The sequence below is a fragment of the Thalassospira lucentensis genome, from assembly GCF_001613805.1.
In the GTDB taxonomy this organism is placed as follows: domain Bacteria; phylum Pseudomonadota; class Alphaproteobacteria; order Rhodospirillales; family Thalassospiraceae; genus Thalassospira; species Thalassospira lucentensis_A.
Map to the genome: position 1 here is coordinate 121,028 of NZ_LPVY01000012.1, position 18,311 is coordinate 139,338.

The window sequence follows — 18,311 nt, forward strand, 5'->3', positions numbered from 1 at the left end:
CAGACCGGAAGCGTAATCTGGTGAAATACATAATGAAACAGGGAGAAAAACGGTGTTGATGGACGCATCACGTGCAAGTCTGGTGATTATCGATGTTCAGGAAAAGCTCTATCCGGCCTGTCAGGACCCTGACCAGACTGTCGAGAATTGCTGCTTTCTTGTCAAATGCGCCAACCGTTTGAATGTTCCTGTCATTGTCACCGAACAATATCCCAAGGGGCTTGGCCATACGGCCCCCGCGATCCTTGATCTGATGATGAAGGCGTCCGATACCGCCGATGGTGGCAATGTCGTTTCCAAGGTCAGTTTTTCAAGCGTGCCGGCCGACGGCTTCATGGAAAAGATCGAAGAAACACCGGGGCGTGATCAGATCGTCATTGCCGGGATGGAAACCCATGTGTGCGTGCTTCAGACCGTGATGGAACTGATTGATCGCGGGCGCGAGGTTTATGTGGTCGCCGATGCGGTGACATCGCGCAGCATGCATGACAAGATTTTCGGGCTGGAACGGATGCGCGATGCCGGGGCGAAAATCGTGACGCGGGAAAGCGTTATGTTTGAATGGCTGCGCGTGGCAGGAACCCCGGAATTCAAGGAACTGAGCGCGCTGATCAAATGACGGCGGAGCCCAAACCGGTCATTCCGGTCGTCTTTCTGTCGGGCATGCTGGCCGATCAGCGGATGTGGCAGCCGGTTATCGACCGGTTGGCCGCACGCAAAGGATTGATGCCATGCCCGGCAATCATGCCGATCATTCCCCCGCTTGATATGCAGGACAATGTGCTGGCGATGGCGCGATCCGTCCTTGATCAGGCGCCAGACCGGTTTGCGCTGGTGGGGATGTCGATGGGCGGGTATGTCGCGTTTGAAATCCTGCGCATGGCGCGCAGGCGCGTTTCGCATCTGATGCTGGTGAATACGCGGGCGACGAAAGACGACCCGGCGATGCGCAGGCGTCGCTTGTTACTCGCACGGATTTCCGGTCGGAGCCTGCCGTTTCAGGGGGTGAATGACGCGATGCTTGATGACATGCTCCATCCCGATCATCGCCATGATGCGGAACTGATCGGCCTGCTTTCGGATATGGCAGAGGATTTTGGTGTTGATGTGTTCAGGCGCCAGATCACGGCGGTTGCCAACCGCCCGGACAGCATGGCGCTGTTATCGGAACTTGATATGCCCTGCACCGTGATGGTCGGGGAGGCTGATCGGGTGATCAGCCTGGCATCGCATCATGAAATGGCGGCATGTATTGCCGGTGCGACGATGATTGATGTTGCCGGGGCAGGGCATTATGTCCCCCTGGAACAACCCGACATCTTTGCCGATGCCTTATGCGAACTTGTGACCTAGGGTGTTGATATCCTGGTGTCGGACGGGACGAGCGTATCGCTTAGAACCATTTCGATGGTGTTTTCATCGGTCAGATACTGCGCATAGAGCTTTTCAAGTGCGCCGTTGCTGCGCTGTCTGGCGAGGTAGCTGTTAAAACGTCGTATCAGGCGAGCATTGACGGGGCTTGCCGGCAATGCAAGGCGATTGATCGTATTCATCAGCGGCGTGCGGTGGATCGACAATGCGGCAATTTCATCATCGGTCAAATGGGTAACCTGCTTTAGCGATGCCTTTTGCGCGTAGCCGCAATAGATCAGTGCGACATCAACCCGCCCGGCAAGCAGCAGGGCAATCGATTGACGGATCGAGTTGAACCAGATGACGTCAAAGCGTCCCTCGTCGCGATGGCGGGCGAGTTGACCATGCAGTTGCAGGCCGCGCGCCATGGAGACCTGCAGGCCGTCAAGGTCGGCTGGGCGTTTGATCACCAGATCACGTTGTTTGAGGGTGATCGCATGCAGGCTTGTGGTGCTGATGCCGTCCGACAGGATGAAGGCACCGGTTTTGGTGTCTCCGGGAATGCCGATGAACCCGGTCGGGTTATTATGACTGTCTTCGAGTGCGCGTTTCAGCGGCAAATTCTGGAAGGTCATGTCGATCTGTTGAAGTTTGCTGAAATCATGCAGCAGGTCGTAAAGCGCACCACTGGCATGGCCATTGACCTGATAGCTTTGCGGGAAGGCTTCCTGATCGGCAAGGATGGTCAGGCTCAGGTCATAAGCATTAACGGGATCGGGATGATTGTCATTGGCCTTCGCCGCCGAACCCGGCCCCGCGGCGCATGCCATGATCATGATAAATCCGGTGCAAACCATGCCACGCAGATATGGCAGGATCAGAGGCCACACAGACAGGACAGAAGACTTCAAGTTTACCCTGTTTTTCATTTCAGGGTCGCCAGCCAGTGCCAAAGGCAACCAGATGGGCGCGCGCAATCCGCCATTACGTGCCATTTCTGGCAACGGTCATTCCCCATTCGAGTAGTCTTCCCTGTTTTTATCGGCATTTATTTTCATGCCTGATGCCTACCCTTGTGGGTAGTTGAAGACAGGTTGCCCGGAATGGAGAGCAAGAGCAAGTGTGATCCGGCGGGATTTATACCAATTGCTATTTTTGGTTTAGCAGTCCGCGCGCCTCATGCCGCATCGATGGTCATCGTCATCACGGATATAGCGGGGAAACAGTTGGTAGATAATTGTATCCCCGTTTTCGATAAGGTGTTGTTCGAATTCATCTTTTATGAAGTGCGCGCGGAGTTCGGAGATCGGGCTGTCACCCGCACAGAATGCAATCCGGACCGGGATACGGGTTGTGTCTGCGGGATAATCGGTAGTCTCGGGCGAGGTACACATTTTTTCGCCCATGGTTGTTTGCGATGGGCTGACGGCAACGACGACGCGATAGCCATCGCGCAGGGTCTGATTCGGGGCGAGATCACCGGCATCAGTAATGAAATCAAGACGTGGCGGATAACCGTGATTGGACAGTGCAGATGCCCATGTTTCCGGGGTGACAAGGTTTTCCCTGTCATGAACTTCGACCATCATGATCCGGCTTGGCGCGCCATAGGTTTTGAAGCTTTCGACTTCGGCAACATGATAGTTCGGATATTCAACCACGGTCATGTTGCTGCACCCCGCCAGCAACAAGGCACTTCCCATAACGCCGCCCGCAAGCACGCGCAAAATGGCGCGCGGAGACAATTGTTTCGAAGCGTTGGAAAGGGGGCTCATGGGGGCTCCTTACGGGTGTGGGGCGATAAAATTCCGGTCTGCGACAAATTGATACAGATGCGACAAACCCTTGCGAAACTTTGCACCTAAAGTTTGGGCGGGATCAGTTTCATCATATTGCGTCATGAGGGTACAATTATGTCTGTTATCTCTGAAAGGCAAATTTCGCGATGGCCGCACTGGTCGGTTCCGGTATTGCACTGGATCATGGTGCTTCTGATCATCGGTGCCTTTGTCATTGGTCAGGTCATGGAGGATTTCCCGCGCTCTGAACGGGGGGCCATGATGGGATATCATGCCCTGCTGGGGATTTCGGTGCTGGTTCTTTTCCTGCCGCGCATTTGGGCGGTCTTGCGCCAATCCCCGGTGGCGGTGGGCGATGATCCGCGTATCGTTAAAATAATGGCACGCATCGCGCATGGTTTGCTGTATCTGGTGATGATTGCGATGCCGGTCACCGGGCTTTTGGCGGTGATGACATCGGGGCGCAGTTTTTCGGTCGCCGGATTGTTTTCATTACCCGATCTGGGGCGGATCGAATGGCTTCATGAAGGGGGCGAGGAAATTCACGAATTTTTTGTCCCGGTTCTGGTGACATTGGTCGCGTTGCATGTGATTGCCGCCATTTGGCATCACTTTATCCGCCATGATGAGGTTCTGGCGCGCTATGTGCCGTGGTTGCGGAAGTGATAAACAGCCAGGCATCAATCTCAAAACCCGGCCAACATGTCGGGTTTTGAGATTTGTTATTTGATGACTCGTGTTACCCATTCTCGCAAGGCCGTCCGGATGGCGTGATCGGCCGACTGATCACGCGTAAATGCCCACCATGTATGGGCACCTTGCCAGATGCTTGCCATTTGCCAGCCAAGCTGTTTGCCTTCTACTTGGTTGTCCGACAGGCGGCGGCCAAGTATTTCGGCAAGGCGGTGCCCCCATGCGGCCCCGCGTTCGCGCAGTATCGGATTGCGGATATCTTCACGCAGCAAAAGAAGGCCGTCAGTGGTATCGCGTTCTGCCGTTTCGGGCGGCATCAGGCGCATCAAAAGGGCGATGGCGCCGTCTGGCGTTAGTGGTTCCTGCATATCCGCAGTGGACGTTTCAGTATCAAGCTGGTCCCATGCGCGTAGCAGAATAGCCAAAACGAGTGCATCACGATTGCCATATCGCTGTACCAGTGTTGCCGGGGACAGGCCGCATGATTTTGCCGCTCGTGCAAAAGTCAGCCCGGCCGGGCCGGTTTCCAGCAGGGTTTCAAAAAGGGTGTCGAGCACCTGGTCATCGGGAATCGTCTTGCTTCTTGCCATAAAGATTTATAAATGTATGTTCATTTATAAATCAATGGAGAATTCATTGTGGCTAGAATTCTTGGATATATCGCCAGCAGTCTGGACGGAATGATTGCGGATCAGGATGACAACCTTGACTGGCTTTTTGCATATGACGGCATGGAACTTGGTGATCATGATTATAACAAGTTTCTCAAGCGCATTCGTACCGTTGTGATGGGGCGGAGGACTTATGATTTCATTGCCCGACAGCCATCAGACTGGGCATACGGTGCGCAACGAGTGATTGTTGTGACATCGCGTCCGATTGAGAATCCTGTTGCGGAAATTGAAGTGCGCAGTGATGTCGATGCCTTGATCAAGGAGCTTCGTGCGCTTGATGACGGGGATATCTGGATGTTGGGTGGTGGGCAACTGCAGATGGCATTTCTGGAACGCGGGGCGCTGGACGAAATCGAAATTTACGTCATGCCCGAAATGCTTGGCGGTGGAAGACAGCTTTTTCCAATGACGGGATTTCGCACCAGCCCGACGCTGATCAGTGTGCAGGCGCTTGATCGTGGGTGTGTGCGGTTGCACTACCGGTTCTAGAGACCTCCTGTAGGGCTGAGCGTCGGCCTGTTGTCCGGCTCAGAAAACGGATCGTCCTATGGCGCGGATCAGCATTTCAAGCGCCCTGATACCGGCCGCGGAATTACCCCGTGCGTCAAGGCGTGGGGACCAGACACAGACGGAAAATTCACCGGGAATGACACCGATGATGCCGCCGCCAACCCCGCTTTTGGCCGGAATGCCGACGGTAAAGGCAAAATCACCGACCCCGTCATACATGCCACATGTCAGCATCAGGGCGTTGACGCGGCTGGTTTCTTCGGGGGCGATCACGGTGCGGTCATCGATGTCGACACCCTTGTTGGCAAGGAAGAAGGCGGCGCGCGCCATTTCACGGGCCGTCATGGCGACCGAACATTGCTTGAAATAGGCGCGCACGACGTCTTCGACCGGGTTATCAAGTTTGCCGAAGCTTTTCATCAGATAGGCAATGGCACGGTTGCGATCACCGTGCTGATCCTCGGACAGATAGACATCGTTATCAACGCGAATGCCGGGATTGCCGCAAAGCTGGCCAAGGAATTCGGCCACCGAACGATCTGGATTGGCGTAGCGTGATGCGATCAGATCCGCAACACGGATCGCCCCGGCATTGATGAAGGGATTGCGCGGGATGCCGTGTTCCTGTTCAAGCTGGATCAGGGAATTGAAGGCCGAACCGGATGGCTCGCGCCGGACGGCTTTCCATAAGTCATCGCCGTGCGCGCGCTGGGCCAGCACAAGGGCGAAGACCTTGGAAATGCTTTGGATGGAAAAGGGCAGGTCGGCCTGGCCAATGGCAAGTTCGTTTCCGCCTGCGGTGCGCAGAACCATGGCAAAGTGATCATCCGGGACGCTGGCAAGGGCCGGGATGTAGTCGACCTTGCGGGCATCGGCAAAATCGGTCTGGTGGATCGCGTCCGAAATATCCTGGAGGATGGCGGCATAATTGTGGGTCATTATGTGTCCGCTTTGTTTGTCAGGCTGTCAGGGACAAAAAACCCGGTGCAGGACACCGGGTTTGATGATGAAGAATTTTAATCCGATCAGACGTCGATATCCTCGACAAAGCGGGCATGTTCCTGAATGAACTGGAAGCGAAGCTCCGGCTTTTTGCCCATCAGGCGATTGACCAGATCCTTGGTCTGGCCACGGGCATCGGGTTCGGCCGCATCGGGCAGGCAGACACGCAGCAAGGTGCGCTTTTTCGGCGCCATCGTGGTTTCGCGAAGCTGCTGGGGCGGCATTTCACCCAGACCCTTGAATCGGGAAATCTCGACCTTGCCGCGGTTCTTGAATTCGGTATCGAGCAGGACCTCTTTTTCCGCATCATCCATCGCATAGATGGATTTGCCGCCCTGTGTCAGGCGGTAAAGCGGCGGCATGGCAAGATACAGATTGCCGTTTTCAATCAGGCCAGCCATTTCCTGATAGAAGAAGGTCATCAGAAGGGATGCGATATGCGCGCCATCGACGTCCGCATCGGTCATGATGATGATGCGTTCATAGCGCAGATCGGAAAGCCGGAAATCGGAGCCGGAACCGCAGCCAAAGGCTTCGATCATGTCCTTGATTTCCTGGTTGGCCATCATCTTTTCACGGGTCGCGGACGCCACGTTAAGGATTTTACCGCGCAGCGGCAGAACGGCCTGCGTTTCACGGTCACGTGCCTGTTTGGCGGAACCACCTGCCGAGTCACCTTCGACGAGGAAGATTTCGGTTCCGGCGGCGATGGAACGTGAGCAATCGGCAAGCTTGCCCGGAAGGCGCAGGCGGCGGGTCGCCGACTGGCGTTTGGTTTCTTTCTTTTCCTTGCGGCGCTGGCGTTCTTCGGCGCGCAGGATGATGCGTTCAAGCAGGCGCTTGGCATTTTCGGTATCACCGGTCAGCCAGTGATCGAAATGGTCGCGAACCGCGGTTTCAACCAGCTTGGTGGCCGATGCGGTGCCAAGCTTTTCCTTGGTCTGGCCCTGGAACTGCGGATCGGGAATGAAGACGGAGAGCATGATGCAACCGCCACCAAAGACGTCCTCGGCGGTGATGGCCGCGGCCTTTTTCTGACCGACCATGTCGCCATAAGTCTTGATCGCCTTGGTCAGGGCATAGCGGAAACCGGCCTCGTGCGTGCCGCCAAGCGGGGTCGGGACGGTGTTACAATAGGAATGGAAATACCCTTCGCCGCCATCTGGCCATGCGATCGCCCATTCAACGCGACCGGCACTTTCGGAAAACTTGGCTTCGCCTGCGAACGGGCGTTCGGTGATCAGATCACGACCTTCGATGGTCATGTTCAGGTAATCGAGAATCCCGTTGGGGAATTTCAGGACTTCGTTCTGCGGGGTCGGATCATCACTGGTCAGCAATTCCGGATCGACCGACCAGCGGATTTCAACACCCTTGAACAGATACGCCTTGGACCGCGCCATACGGAAGATCGTGGCGGGTTTCAGCTTGGCCCGGTTGCCGAAAATTTCGGGATCGGGGCGGAAGATGACCGTGGTGCCACGGCGGTTATTGACCGCACCGCCATCCTGAAGCGGACCGAGCGGGGTGCCCTTGGAATATTCCTGAAACACCAGTTTGCGATCACGTGCGACTTCGACCCGGAATTTGTCGGTCAGCGCGTTCACGACCGACATACCCACCCCGTGCAGACCGCCGGATGTTTCATAGGCCTTGCCCGAAAACTTGCCGCCCGAATGAAGCGTGGTCAGGATGACTTCAAGCGCTGATTTATCGGGGAATTTCGGATGCGGATCGGTCGGAATACCACGCCCGTTATCGCGCACCATGACGGTGTTGTCGGTTCTGAGTTCCAGCTCGATCCAGTCGGCATGGCCGGCGACGGCCTCGTCCATCGAGTTATCGAGGATTTCGGCAACCAGGTGATGCAGTGCGGCATCGTCCGTGCCCCCGATATACATACCGGGACGGCGGCGCACAGGCTCCAGGCCTTCGAGAACTTCGATATCCTTGGCGGAATAGGCGTTTGTGGTCGATTGGTTTGAATCTTCGAAAAGGTCGGTCATGCCCCGGAACGCAACTTCTTTATTATGTTAAAACAAGGTCCAACGACGCATATCTGTTGATTGATTTTACGGGGTTGGATGCCTTTAGGCTTAACGAGTATCATATGTTTTCAGATGCGACCCATAAAAATGTTTTTTGGGCGTGAATGCAAGCGGTGGTCTTGCCAGAGATCATAATTTCGTTGTGGCAGCGCAGAAAACGGTGCCAGACTTGTCACGAAAACCGAGACCGTCAGGTCCAATAAAAATATCGGCCCGCGTGAATGGCGCGCCCAGACAGGAGTAAGCCCGATGGCAAATGAGAGTGAGACCACACACGGTACCGACAACACCATGCCGCGCGGCGACATGTGCACCCGAACCCTTGCCATGCCCGCCGACACCAACCCGAGCGGTGATATTTTCGGCGGCTGGCTGATGTCGCAGATGGATATCGCGGGCGGGGTGATGGCAAGCCAGATTGCCGAGGGGCGCGTTGCCACGGTCGCGGTTGACGGCATGACGTTCCATCGTCCGGTCTATGTCGGGGATGTGGTGTGCGTGTATGGCGATATCGAACGGATCGGCAATACATCGATGGTGCTGCATCTTGAAAGCTGGGTGCTGCGCAAAAACCAGCCGCCGCGCATCAAGGTGACAGAGGCAACCTTTACCTTTGTCGCGATTGACGCCGAAGGCCGTCCACGCCCGGTGCGCAAGGACGAGGTTGCGGTCTGAGTTTGCCCGCCAACAGTTTCAAGAGTCCTGCTTTGGCGCATCCCATCCGAAACGTGCTTTTGTGATTACGATGCTGTCAGGCAGGACTTTAAGTCGGAAACTGGTGCAGCGGCGCGTCGTCCCATAACTGCATTTCAATGAATGGCTGCCGCCCGGACTGCGTAGAGGAAAAGTTTGTCGGCATGCCCCAATTTTGAAGGGCCTCTTTCAAACTTTTCAGAGTGAACAGCTTTCTGGGAAAAGGTGGCGATTGTTCGTCACTTGCGTTCGCGCTTTCGAAGCAACTCATGCTGTCCGAGTAGGTGAAGGTAACAACATCTTCTGGAAAGGTGTCCAAACGCATTCGAAGCGATTTTGGACGCAACGGGTCCCTACCGTCAGCGAAGTCACCGACGAAAAAATAGATTGGTATATTTCGGCTTGTCGAACCAATCAGCTTCTGACGTTCCGTTCGCAACCACTTCTCAACATGCAATCGGCGATCAAGATAGTTCGCCTTTAGTCGTGATTGGTGCGACTGGCGAATTTCCTGAAGAATGCGTTCAGCTTCTGATCTTGGTAAATCGCAGATGTTCTGGAAACGGCCCCTGATGGGATCATAATTGTGTGTCACGATATCAGGAAGGCCGTTTTGTGTTCTCATTGCCCAGATTGATCCACTACCAGCATTCCTTTGCCACGCGGATAAAGTTTTCACCCATGATCTTGTCGACGTCGTCGGGTTTGTAGCCCCCGGCGATCAGGGCGTCGGCAAGGGCGGGGAGCTTTTTCGGGTCGAACACCGCGGCACCACCCGCATTGGGGCCATAGCCGCGTTCGGCGGGCCAGTAATAGGCGCGGTCAACGCCATCGGGGAAGTCGTTGGTGCCCGCGACACTGGGCATCGTATCGAGGCCGATGCCGACATGATCCACGCCGACCAGTTTTACCGCATAGTCGATATGGCGGATCATATCGGGGACTTCGGGGGCGTTGGGCGATTTGATGAAGCGCTGGAAGCCGCAAATGCCGATCACCCCACCGGTATCGGCACAGGCCTTGATCTGTTCATCATCAATGCAGCGTTCATGCCCGCCAAGCACCTTGGGATTGGCGTGGCTGAAGACGACCGGTTTGATCGATGCCTTCATGATATCAAGGCTGCTTTGACGACCGGTATGCGAGCAATCCATGATCATGCCGCCGTTATTAACAGCCCGGACCATGGCATGACCCAGCGCGGTGAGCGGGATATCGTCATCATGGCAACCGCCCGCCACCGAATTGTTGCGGTTATAGGCAAAGTGGATCTGCTTTACGCCCAGTTTGGCAAAGACCGGGACCATTTCGGGCATGTCCTGCAACATGACCGAGCCTTCGAGGTCGAAACCAACCCCCAGCAACCCCTTTGATTTGGCAATTGCCAGATCATCAAAGCATTCGATCTGCATGTATTTGTCGGGGTGGGCGGCGATTTTGGCCCGGAAGGCGGCAATCACGCGCAGGATATGGGCAACGGAATTCATATCCATGCCGACATTGACGCAAACATAATCAACATCGCCCGCGACATAGTTATCAAGCAGGCTGATCGGGGTTTTGGGATCAAGCGGCAGACAGGCATGCGCATCCCACGTGAAGGCGGGGCGATGGCGTGACGGGTTGGCGGGGGTATGCGGGGCGGTGGTGACGTTCATGATGTCCCTTGTTCTTCTGGCGCGTGCGGGGCCGGTGTTCAGTCCCAATCCACGAAACTGTCGATGACGGCGCGGTCATATCCCCCGGCGGCCTTGAAAAGCTGCTGCGAATAGGGATTTTCCAGTTTGCCGTCGGCAAGCTGGCCCGCGGTGGCGCGTTCGACGATACGGCCGTGGTTCATGATCGCGATATCGTCGCACATATGGGCGACCACGGCGAGATCGTGACTGACCATGATATAGGTAAGGCCCAGATCATTGCGCAACCGGGTTAGCAGGTTCAATACTTCGGCCTGGATCGAGACATCAAGGGCCGAGGTCGGTTCATCGAGCAGCAGAATTTTCGGTTCGAGAATAAGCGCACGTGCAATCGCGACACGCTGGCGCTGCCCGCCGGAAAGCTGATGGGGGTAGCGGAAGCGGAAGGAATTATCGAGCCCGACCTGTTTTAGCGCCTCGACCACGCGGGCATCCGAATTGCCGAGTTTGTGGATATTGACCGGTTCGGTCAGGATGCGGTCAATCGTGTGACGCGGATGAAGCGATCCGAACGGGTCCTGAAAGACCATCTGCGCCAGACGGTAAAATGTCTTGTCGCGCTTTTTGGTCAGTTCCTTGTTATTCACAAGGATGTTGCCTTCCCAGTCATCGACAAGGCCGGTGATGGTGCGAAGGACGGTTGATTTGCCCGATCCTGACTCGCCCACCAGACCAAATGATCCGTTGGCCGGGATCGAAATATCGATATCCTTGAGGACGTGGTTGTCATCAAACCAGGCGTTGAGTTTGGTGATTTCAATCATGGCAGTCATTTTTATCTCAGGCCTCCGCCCAACTGGCTTCGCGGGTCAGGACGGGAAGTTCGGCATGATTGCCATCCATCTTCGGCAGGCAGTTCAGAAGGCCCTGCGTATAGGGGTGTTTGGCCTGATCCAGTTCGGATGCGCGGATTTCTTCGACGACATGGCCCTGATACATTACCAGAACCCGGTCGCAGAAGCTTGAGACCAGATGCAGGTCGTGGCTGATGAAGACCAGCGCCATGCCGCGTTCGCGCACCAGATCATCAAGGATCGCCATCACCTGAAGCTGTACCGTGACATCAAGGGCTGATGTCGGTTCATCGGCAATCAGGATTTCCGGATCGGGGATCAGCATCATGGCGATCATGACGCGTTGGCCCATCCCGCCCGATACTTCGTGCGGATAGGATTTGAACACGCGTTCCGGATCGCGGATTTTAACCGCGGCCAGCATATCAAGGGCGCGACGTTTGGCTTCTTGCGCGTTGACCTTATGATGTTCGCGGTAGGCTTCGATGATCTGATCGCCGATGGTCATCACAGGATTTAGCGAATATTTCGGGTCCTGCATGATCATGGAAATGCGCGCACCGCGGACCTTGCGCCAGTCGCGTCTGGACAGGTTGCGCAGGTCCAGATCATGGAATTGCATCTGATCGGCGGTGATTTTGCCATTCGCCGCCGTCAGGCCCAGAATGGCGCGCCCTGTCTGGGACTTGCCCGAACCGGATTCGCCAACAATCCCAAGCCGTTCACGTCCAAGATCGAACGATACGCCGCGCACGGCATGGACTGGTCCCTTGGAGGTCGAAAAGGTAATGGCGAGGTTTTTGACAGACAGAAGGGTGTCGCTAGACATGATCAGTCACCTCCGCGTGGGTCAAGAACATCGCGCAGGCCATCGCCCAGCAGGTTGAATCCAAGGCTGACGATAAAGATTGCAAGGCCCGGCACGGTCGATACCCACCATTGTTCCAGAAGGAACTGGCGGCCTTCGGACACCATTGCGCCCCATTCGGGCATCGGCGGCTGTGCGCCAAGGCCAAGGAAGCCAAGACCCGCCGCAATCAGGATCATGCCTGCCATATCAAGCGTAACACGCACCACAAGCGAGCTTATGCACATCGGGGTGATGTGGCCAAGGATCAGACCCATATTCGAGACACCCTGTAAACGGGCGGCTTCGATATAGTCGGATTTGCGGACGGTGATGGTTTCGGCGCGCGCAATACGGGCATAGGGTGGCCATGCGGTCAGTGCAATGGCCAGAACCGCATTTTCGATCCCCGGTCCCAATGCGGAAACAAAGGCCAGCGCCAGGATCAGTTTCGGGAAGGCGAGAAAGATATCGGTGATGCGCATCAATGTCGCATCAATCCAGCCGCCGAAGAACCCGGCAGCGGTTCCGACCAGAAGCCCGACGGGGGCTGCGGTAATCACCACGAGGGCAACGATCATCAGGGTGTATTGCGCGCCGTAAATCAGACGCGACAGGATATCACGACCCAATTGATCGGTGCCAAACCAGTGTTCGGCACTGGGTGACTGAATACGGTTTGTAAGGTCCGCCGCCAGCGGGTCATATGGGGCCAGAAGCGGGGCAAAGATGGTGACAAGGATCAGGGCCAGCACGATCGACAGGCCGATCATGGCGAGCCTGTTTTCCGTGAATTTAAGCCAGCCCAGCCATGCGCGACCGCATTTTGCCTGCCAGCGCGATTGCGGGGTATCGGATGTCAGCCATTGTTTCAGGCCGGGTTTTGCGGTGGTGCTTGAGATATTCATGGTGACCTATCTCCGTGCGCGCGGGTCAAGCAGGCGATAGAGCACATCGGACAGCATATTGACCCCGATGAACACCGCACCCACGACGACGGTACCGCCCAGAACCGCATTCATATCGGCATTGAGCAGCGAATTGGTGATGTAAAGACCCAGTCCCGGCCAGGCAAAGATGATTTCGGTCAGAACCGATCCTTCGAGCAGGTTGGCATAAGACAGCGCAATCACGGTAACCAGCGGCACCATCACATTGCCAAGGGCATGACGCCAGATGATGCGGGTTTCCGAGATACCCTTTACCCGTGCGGTCAGGATGTATTCCTGACTGAGCTGTTCGAGCATGAAGGAACGCGTCATGCGCGCGATATAAGCCAGCGAGAAATAGGCAAGGATGGAGGCCGGCAGGATGATATGCGATACCGCATTCCAGAACAGATCCATATCGCCTTCGATCAGGGTATCGATCAGCATAAGCCCCGTGGTCGGTTCAATGAAATCGACATAAAAGGCATCCAGTCGGCCCGGGCCGGCAACCCAGTCGAGTTTCAGGTAAAATACCAGAAGGCCCATCAGGCCCAGCCAGAAGATCGGCATTGAATACCCTGCAAGCCCGATAATGCGCACGATATGATCGGGCCATTTGCCCTTGTTGATCGCGGCAAAGACACCGGCCGGAACCCCAAGGAAAACACCGATGATGGTGGCAAGGGTGGCCAGTTCCAGTGTGGCGGGGAAGACGCGCTTGATGTCTTCGAGGACCGGGTTTGACGTCAGAACCGATGTTCCGAAATCACCCTGAACCACATTGCTGATATAGACAAAGAACTGCTGCCAAAGTGGCAGGTTCAGGCCCATTTCTTCCTTGACGCGCTGATAGACCTGTTCGGAGGCATGATCGCCAACGGCGGCCAGAACCGGGTCAATGGGCAGGACGCGCCCGATCAGGAAGGTGACCAGCAGCAGGCCGATAAAAGTGATCAGCAGCGAGAAGACGATCCGCACAAGGCTTGCGCCGGTGCGGGAAAAGAGACGGGCGCGTTTGCGCCCGTCCGATGCCTTTCGAGTAACGGCGAACATTCGACCGTTGTCTCCTTAGTCCTTGGTTACAAAGCGATAATAGTTGTTATCGAACGACGGACCGAGGACGAGATTGTTCACATTGCCCCGCATCGCGGCGATTTCGGTTTCCTGGAACATGATCACGAACGGACCGCTTTCGAGAACCTTTTTCTGAAGGTCCACATACATTGCAGCACGTTTTTCGCCATCACGTTCAAGAATGGCCTTATCGACCTCGGCGGTCATGTCACCCGGATTCCAGGAGTTGCGCCATGCAAGTGGCTTGGCCGATGCATCGTCGGAATTGTCCGGGTTCCACGCAAAGGTGGAGGCGTTGGTGTGCGGATCCTGATAATCCGGGCCCCAGCGACCGATATAGATATCGTGCTGACGGGCGCGGTATTTGGTCAGGGTCTGTTTGTTATCACCCGGAATGATTTCCAGATTGATACCTGCCTGTGCCCAGGTCGCCTGGATCGATTGTGCCATCGACATCACTGCCGTGGTGTTACGCGTATCCATGGTCACCTTGAAGCCATCGGCAAGGCCTGCGTCAGCAAGCAGCGACTTGGCTTTTTCGACGTCAAGCGAGTAAGGGTTTTCGTTGTAGGCGCCAAGGAAACCTTCGGGCAGGAATGCCTGATGGGTTTGAGCGCGGCCCGCCATGATGGTCTGGGTGATGCCATCATAATCGACAAGGTATTTGAGCGCTTCGCGAACTTCCGGTTTGGACAGGAATTCGTTTTTCTGCGACAGGCCAAGATACCAGAGCGCGCCTTTGCCTTTGGACAGCAGCTTGATGTTTTCGTCACCCTTGACCGAGGCAAGCTGATCGGCTTCGAGGTTACGCGCGATATCGATATCGCCTTTCTGCAACAGGAGCTGCTGGGATGCGGCTTCTTTGACGTTGCGGATGATGACGCGCTTCATGGCCGGTGCGCCGTCCCAGTAATCTTCGTTTGCCGTCAGGCTGAGGCTTTCACCCGGGGTCCATTTGTTCAGGGCGAACGGACCGGAACCGGCATAGTTGGTTTTCATCCATTCTGCGCCAAGGTCGCCGTCTTTTTCGTGTTCAAGAACGACTTTCTTGTCGACAACGGCACCGACGCCCGCGGTCAGGCAGTACAACACGAAGCTTGGTGCGTAGGGCTGATCGACTTCCATGACCAGCGTGTTTTCGTCGGTTGCGCGGATCCTGTCCTTGACGTTATCGGCGGTAAAGCCGAACTGGCCAAGAATGAAGGCCGGGGACTGATCAAGCAGGACAACACGTTGCAGCGAGAAGGCAGCGTCTTCGGCGGTCAGGTCATTGCCCGACGCGAATTTGATGCCGTCGCGAATCTTGAAGGTAAAGGTCAGGCCGTCTTCGGAGACGTCCCAGCTTTCGGCGACGACACCGTAAATTTTCGAGACGTCGTCATTATCGAAGCCGATCAGGCGATCATATGTGTTGCCAGCATATTCCAGGGCGGAAAATTCGAACATTCCGGCCGGATCAAGTGTGATGAGATCGTCGATGGCAAACGCCATGACGAGTGCATTTTTCGGTGTTTCGGCCTGTGCGGCCATTGGCGTGGTAGCCAGTGCGGTTCCCAGAACCAGCCCTGCGATCAGTCTGCGCATTTTGCGCCTCCCGTTTTGTTGTTTGTTGGGTCAGCAGGCCATTCTAAGTGGGGCGACCTGCGTGATCTTCGACTAGAACCTGCAGAGCGAAGCATAAATTATACGATTAATCAATGACCAGACGGTCAGGAATGCCTAAAAAGCACGCAAGATATTATGTGGTATCTTGCATGTTCTCGTGTCGGTTGTGACGACTGGATCGGGGATGGCCCGGAGAGCAGTTTGGGATGAGAAGGGGCCAGATTTCAGGCACAAAAAAAGCCGCTGTTAAAGCGACTTTCCGTACTCTTTAAGAAGAGTGGCGCGAGTGACGGGACTTGAACCCGCGGCCTCCGGCGTGACAGGCCGGCGCTCTAACCAACTGAGCTACACCCGCTTGGTGTGGCGCGGTTTATATAAGGGGTGGTTCGGTCTGGCAAGGGCTTTTTTTCAAAAAAATGAAGCCCTGATTGGTCAGGGTAAAAGGGGCATTGCAAATGCGTTGAAAACCGGATGTCGGAATGCGTGGACGGTGGGGTGGAAATGCCGTTTTCGCGCGGCACAGGATTGGGAAATCGACTTGGCTGTTTTTGCGACGTGTTGCGCATGAGCGATGGACGCCAAGTCGCTCGTCGGCATGTCAGTTCAATACGAAAAAGGGGATGAGAAACAAAAAAACGCCAACGGCGAACCGTGGCGTCTTTTTTGAACTTTCCATCAGGAGGAAAGTGGCGCGAGTGACGGGACTTGAACCCGCGGCCTCCGGCGTGACAGGCCGGCGCTCTAACCAACTGAGCTACACCCGCTCGGTGTGTGGCGCGGTTTCTAACAGCAGCTCCGAGGGGGCGCAAGACCTTTTTTGATCGTGTTCGACACTTTTTTGGATGTCTACACCATGGCGCGTTTTGTGTCGTGTAAAATGTATCCCTTGGGTGGTGGCAGATTGTGTTGGGGCCTGTTTGATGCTGATCAAAGTACAGGCGGGCAAGCAGATGTAAAAGTTTGGGATGATTCAAAAACGGGGCGGGGGCCCTGATGGTGGATAATCGAAGCGGGGGCCTGATGACCGATACGATCCTTGCCGTGCTTGACGACATAGACGCCGGTTTGGCGACCCATCTTGCGACAAAGCCATCAAAGGCGGCGTATTCGACCCGTCCGGGCGATATGGCGATGTGCGATCTGCGTATCGTGCGCAGTCTGGTCCTGTTGTGGAGTGGGCAGAACGCGGCATTGACCGGGGACAATGATGATGTCCGGCAATGGATCATGGATCGTCTGCCCGATATTACCGAACGGCTGGAACGGATTGATGCGCATATCGACCGCGCCATTGATGACGACGACCGGAATGCGGCCAGGCAGATGATTTTCCCGGTAATAAACGGGGGCAGGGATGCACAGTGAAATTGAAATGTGCTGCCGATGGCGGGCTGTCACCGCATCCCGAAAATCCGGTTATTCGCGCGGTAATTCGTAGCGTTCGGCAAGCTTTGTCAGGGCGGCGACAGTTGCCTGTTCGACGGTGGTGCCAAACCCGGTGACGCGGCTTGCCAGAATGACATAAAGAGAATCAATGTGAAGCTGAATGACCAGAAGCTGCTTCATGTTGGCAGTCGTCCGGTCCGCAACAAAAATCTCAAGCGATTTTGCAATTTGCGTCATCAGCGGATACTGGAACGTGCCGCCAAGTGCCTTGACCGAATAGGCGAGGTCGGCACTGTTTTCCAGTGCGGCCGGTGCCTTTGAGTTGTTGCTGACAGCCTCGACCACGAGTTTCCGGCAATCGGCAAGTTCCTTGCCGATATCGCGAACGAAAGTCTCGGTGCTGCGCTGAACGACTTTTTCGAGTTCTTCGAGCTGTTCAGGGGACAGATTGATGTCAAAGCCCTTGACGAAATTGACCGCACGCCGCTTCAGATCCGTCTGAGGCGGAATGATCTGGGCTTTTTTCTTTTTCTTTTCGGGCGTCACGATTGCTCCGGTCCCCCAATCATAATGGGTCATTAATCATCAGGGCTCCGTCTGTCGGGCCCATCGAAGGCGACCTGTCTGCGGCGGCGATCCGGACCGAAATAGGTGCCAGTATTCACGAAATGCCGCGGACGGGTAATGACCGATACCAGTCTGCTGTAAAGTGCCTTGGCATTGAACGGTTTGGCAAGAAATTCCGTAATGCCGAGATCACGCGCAGTTGTGACGTATCGTTGCTCCGAATGTGCCGTCAACATGATTACCGGAATGAAGCGGTTGGGCGAATTGACGGAATTCCTGAGAACATCAAGGAATTCAAGACCATCCATCCCGCGCAGGCGCCATTCCGTGACGATGATATCAATCTGCTGGGTTCGGAGAACCTCGAACGCATCGTTCGGGGATCGCACACGCTGTACGGCTGTCGCACCAAGATACGAAAGGGTATCGAAGACTACCTGGGCCGAAATCTTGTCGCCGTCGACGACCAGAAAACTGATTTTACTGAAATCGATCTTTGCGCTCATCCGGCCTTCTATCCTGTGCGTCGTCACGATCCCGGTCCTTGTTCCGGTCAGGACCTTTTTTGCGTGATGATCGTACTACCGTGGTACTAAATGCTTATACCTTTGTCTGATTAGCGGCAAGGCCAAAGCGGTGT

20 protein-coding genes and 2 tRNA genes are annotated in these 18,311 nt (G+C 55.5%); 6 read left to right on the top strand and 16 right to left on the bottom strand.

The genetic code is table 11. The annotated features are described in order from the left end of the window. The first annotated feature begins 58 nt into the window (after positions 1 to 58). Both AUP42_RS11560 and AUP42_RS11565 read left to right on the top strand, forming a co-directional pair. A complete protein-coding gene (locus tag AUP42_RS11560) occupies positions 59 to 619 on the top strand; it encodes a hydrolase (RefSeq protein ID WP_062951768.1) in 561 nt (186 codons plus the stop codon). Continuing rightward, the gene (locus AUP42_RS11565) at positions 616 to 1,353 is read left to right on the top strand and encodes an alpha/beta fold hydrolase (protein WP_062951769.1); all 738 of its coding nucleotides are present in this window, start codon (positions 616 to 618) and stop codon (positions 1,351 to 1,353) included. Before AUP42_RS11560 ends, AUP42_RS11565 begins: the two co-directional genes overlap by 4 nt. On the opposite strand, the gene AUP42_RS11570 is transcribed toward AUP42_RS11565, so the two are convergent. Together AUP42_RS11570 and AUP42_RS11575 are read right to left on the bottom strand one after the other, a co-directional pair. Further along, positions 1,350 to 2,189 (bottom strand): substrate-binding periplasmic protein, encoded by an 840-nt coding sequence (locus AUP42_RS11570; protein ID WP_197468276.1) that lies wholly within the window; start codon positions 2,187 to 2,189, stop codon positions 1,350 to 1,352. The two genes, AUP42_RS11565 and AUP42_RS11570, sit on opposite strands and share 4 nt — an antisense overlap. A gap of 324 nt (positions 2,190 to 2,513) precedes the next feature. Next, complete coding sequence (locus AUP42_RS11575; RefSeq protein ID WP_062951771.1) at positions 2,514 to 3,128, bottom strand: hypothetical protein; 615 nt, start codon at positions 3,126 to 3,128, stop codon at positions 2,514 to 2,516. A 138-nt stretch (positions 3,129 to 3,266) separates the two neighbouring features. Here AUP42_RS11575 and AUP42_RS11580 point away from each other — a divergent pair, with 138 nt between their 5' ends. Beyond that, positions 3,267 to 3,818, top strand: coding sequence for a cytochrome b (locus tag AUP42_RS11580; RefSeq protein WP_082824743.1), 552 nt, complete (start codon positions 3,267 to 3,269; stop codon positions 3,816 to 3,818). Positions 3,819 to 3,874: 56 nt separating this feature from the next. Here AUP42_RS11580 and AUP42_RS11585 read toward each other — a convergent pair whose 3' ends face one another. Next, entirely contained in the window at positions 3,875 to 4,402 is a 528-nt protein-coding gene (locus AUP42_RS11585; RefSeq protein WP_197467338.1) for a TetR/AcrR family transcriptional regulator, read from the bottom strand. Between the two features lie 81 nt (positions 4,403 to 4,483). On the opposite strand from AUP42_RS11585, the gene AUP42_RS11590 reads away from it, so the two are divergent. Then, positions 4,484 to 5,008: a dihydrofolate reductase family protein gene (locus AUP42_RS11590; protein WP_062951774.1), complete on the top strand. Its 525-nt coding sequence runs from the start codon at positions 4,484 to 4,486 to the stop codon at positions 5,006 to 5,008. A 39-nt stretch (positions 5,009 to 5,047) separates the two neighbouring features. Here AUP42_RS11590 and AUP42_RS11595 read toward each other — a convergent pair whose 3' ends face one another. Together AUP42_RS11595 and parE are read right to left on the bottom strand one after the other, a co-directional pair. Continuing rightward, complete coding sequence (locus AUP42_RS11595) at positions 5,048 to 5,968, bottom strand: glutaminase (protein ID WP_062951775.1); 921 nt, start codon at positions 5,966 to 5,968, stop codon at positions 5,048 to 5,050. An 86-nt stretch (positions 5,969 to 6,054) separates the two neighbouring features. After that, on the bottom strand, positions 6,055 to 8,037 hold the full coding sequence (gene parE, locus AUP42_RS11600; RefSeq protein WP_062951776.1) for a DNA topoisomerase IV subunit B: 1,983 nt from the start codon (positions 8,035 to 8,037) through the stop codon (positions 6,055 to 6,057). 291 nt (positions 8,038 to 8,328) lie between these two features. Between parE and AUP42_RS11605 the strand changes: the two genes are divergently transcribed. Next, on the top strand, positions 8,329 to 8,754 hold the full coding sequence (locus tag AUP42_RS11605; RefSeq protein ID WP_062951777.1) for an acyl-CoA thioesterase: 426 nt from the start codon (positions 8,329 to 8,331) through the stop codon (positions 8,752 to 8,754). 88 nt (positions 8,755 to 8,842) lie between these two features. On the opposite strand, the gene AUP42_RS11610 is transcribed toward AUP42_RS11605, so the two are convergent. From AUP42_RS11610 to AUP42_RS11650, 9 genes are all read right to left on the bottom strand, one after another. Continuing rightward, on the bottom strand, positions 8,843 to 9,397 hold the full coding sequence (locus AUP42_RS11610; RefSeq protein WP_062951778.1) for a hypothetical protein: 555 nt from the start codon (positions 9,395 to 9,397) through the stop codon (positions 8,843 to 8,845). A gap of 16 nt (positions 9,398 to 9,413) precedes the next feature. Continuing rightward, a complete protein-coding gene (locus AUP42_RS11615) occupies positions 9,414 to 10,430 on the bottom strand; it encodes a dipeptidase (protein ID WP_062951779.1) in 1,017 nt (338 codons plus the stop codon). 38 nt (positions 10,431 to 10,468) lie between these two features. Continuing rightward, positions 10,469 to 11,242, bottom strand: a complete 774-nt coding sequence (locus tag AUP42_RS11620; RefSeq protein ID WP_082824744.1) for an ABC transporter ATP-binding protein — start codon at positions 11,240 to 11,242, stop codon at positions 10,469 to 10,471. 7 nt (positions 11,243 to 11,249) lie between these two features. Then, the gene (locus AUP42_RS11625) at positions 11,250 to 12,092 is read right to left on the bottom strand and encodes an ABC transporter ATP-binding protein (protein ID WP_062951780.1); all 843 of its coding nucleotides are present in this window, start codon (positions 12,090 to 12,092) and stop codon (positions 11,250 to 11,252) included. A gap of 2 nt (positions 12,093 to 12,094) precedes the next feature. Further along, positions 12,095 to 13,018, bottom strand: coding sequence for a nickel transporter permease (gene nikC / locus AUP42_RS11630; protein ID WP_062951781.1), 924 nt, complete (start codon positions 13,016 to 13,018; stop codon positions 12,095 to 12,097). A gap of 6 nt (positions 13,019 to 13,024) precedes the next feature. Then, on the bottom strand, positions 13,025 to 14,092 hold the full coding sequence (locus AUP42_RS11635) for an ABC transporter permease (RefSeq protein WP_082824745.1): 1,068 nt from the start codon (positions 14,090 to 14,092) through the stop codon (positions 13,025 to 13,027). A 15-nt stretch (positions 14,093 to 14,107) separates the two neighbouring features. Next, positions 14,108 to 15,697, bottom strand: coding sequence for an ABC transporter substrate-binding protein (locus AUP42_RS11640; RefSeq protein ID WP_062951782.1), 1,590 nt, complete (start codon positions 15,695 to 15,697; stop codon positions 14,108 to 14,110). 299 nt (positions 15,698 to 15,996) lie between these two features. Further along, positions 15,997 to 16,073, bottom strand: a tRNA-Asp gene (locus tag AUP42_RS11645). Positions 16,074 to 16,405: 332 nt separating this feature from the next. After that, positions 16,406 to 16,482: transfer RNA gene (locus tag AUP42_RS11650), tRNA-Asp, on the bottom strand. Positions 16,483 to 16,738: 256 nt separating this feature from the next. On the opposite strand from AUP42_RS11650, the gene AUP42_RS11655 reads away from it, so the two are divergent. Next, entirely contained in the window at positions 16,739 to 17,083 is a 345-nt protein-coding gene (locus AUP42_RS11655; RefSeq protein ID WP_156484607.1) for a hypothetical protein, read from the top strand. A 51-nt stretch (positions 17,084 to 17,134) separates the two neighbouring features. Here the strand turns inward: AUP42_RS11655 and AUP42_RS11660 are convergent, their stop codons facing one another. After that, positions 17,135 to 17,683, bottom strand: a complete 549-nt coding sequence (locus AUP42_RS11660) for a hypothetical protein (protein WP_062951784.1) — start codon at positions 17,681 to 17,683, stop codon at positions 17,135 to 17,137. After that, complete coding sequence (locus tag AUP42_RS11665; RefSeq protein ID WP_007091654.1) at positions 17,683 to 18,177, bottom strand: response regulator; 495 nt, start codon at positions 18,175 to 18,177, stop codon at positions 17,683 to 17,685. The genes AUP42_RS11660 and AUP42_RS11665 overlap by 1 nt, the downstream gene beginning before the upstream one ends. Positions 18,178 to 18,311: the final 134 nt, after the last annotated feature.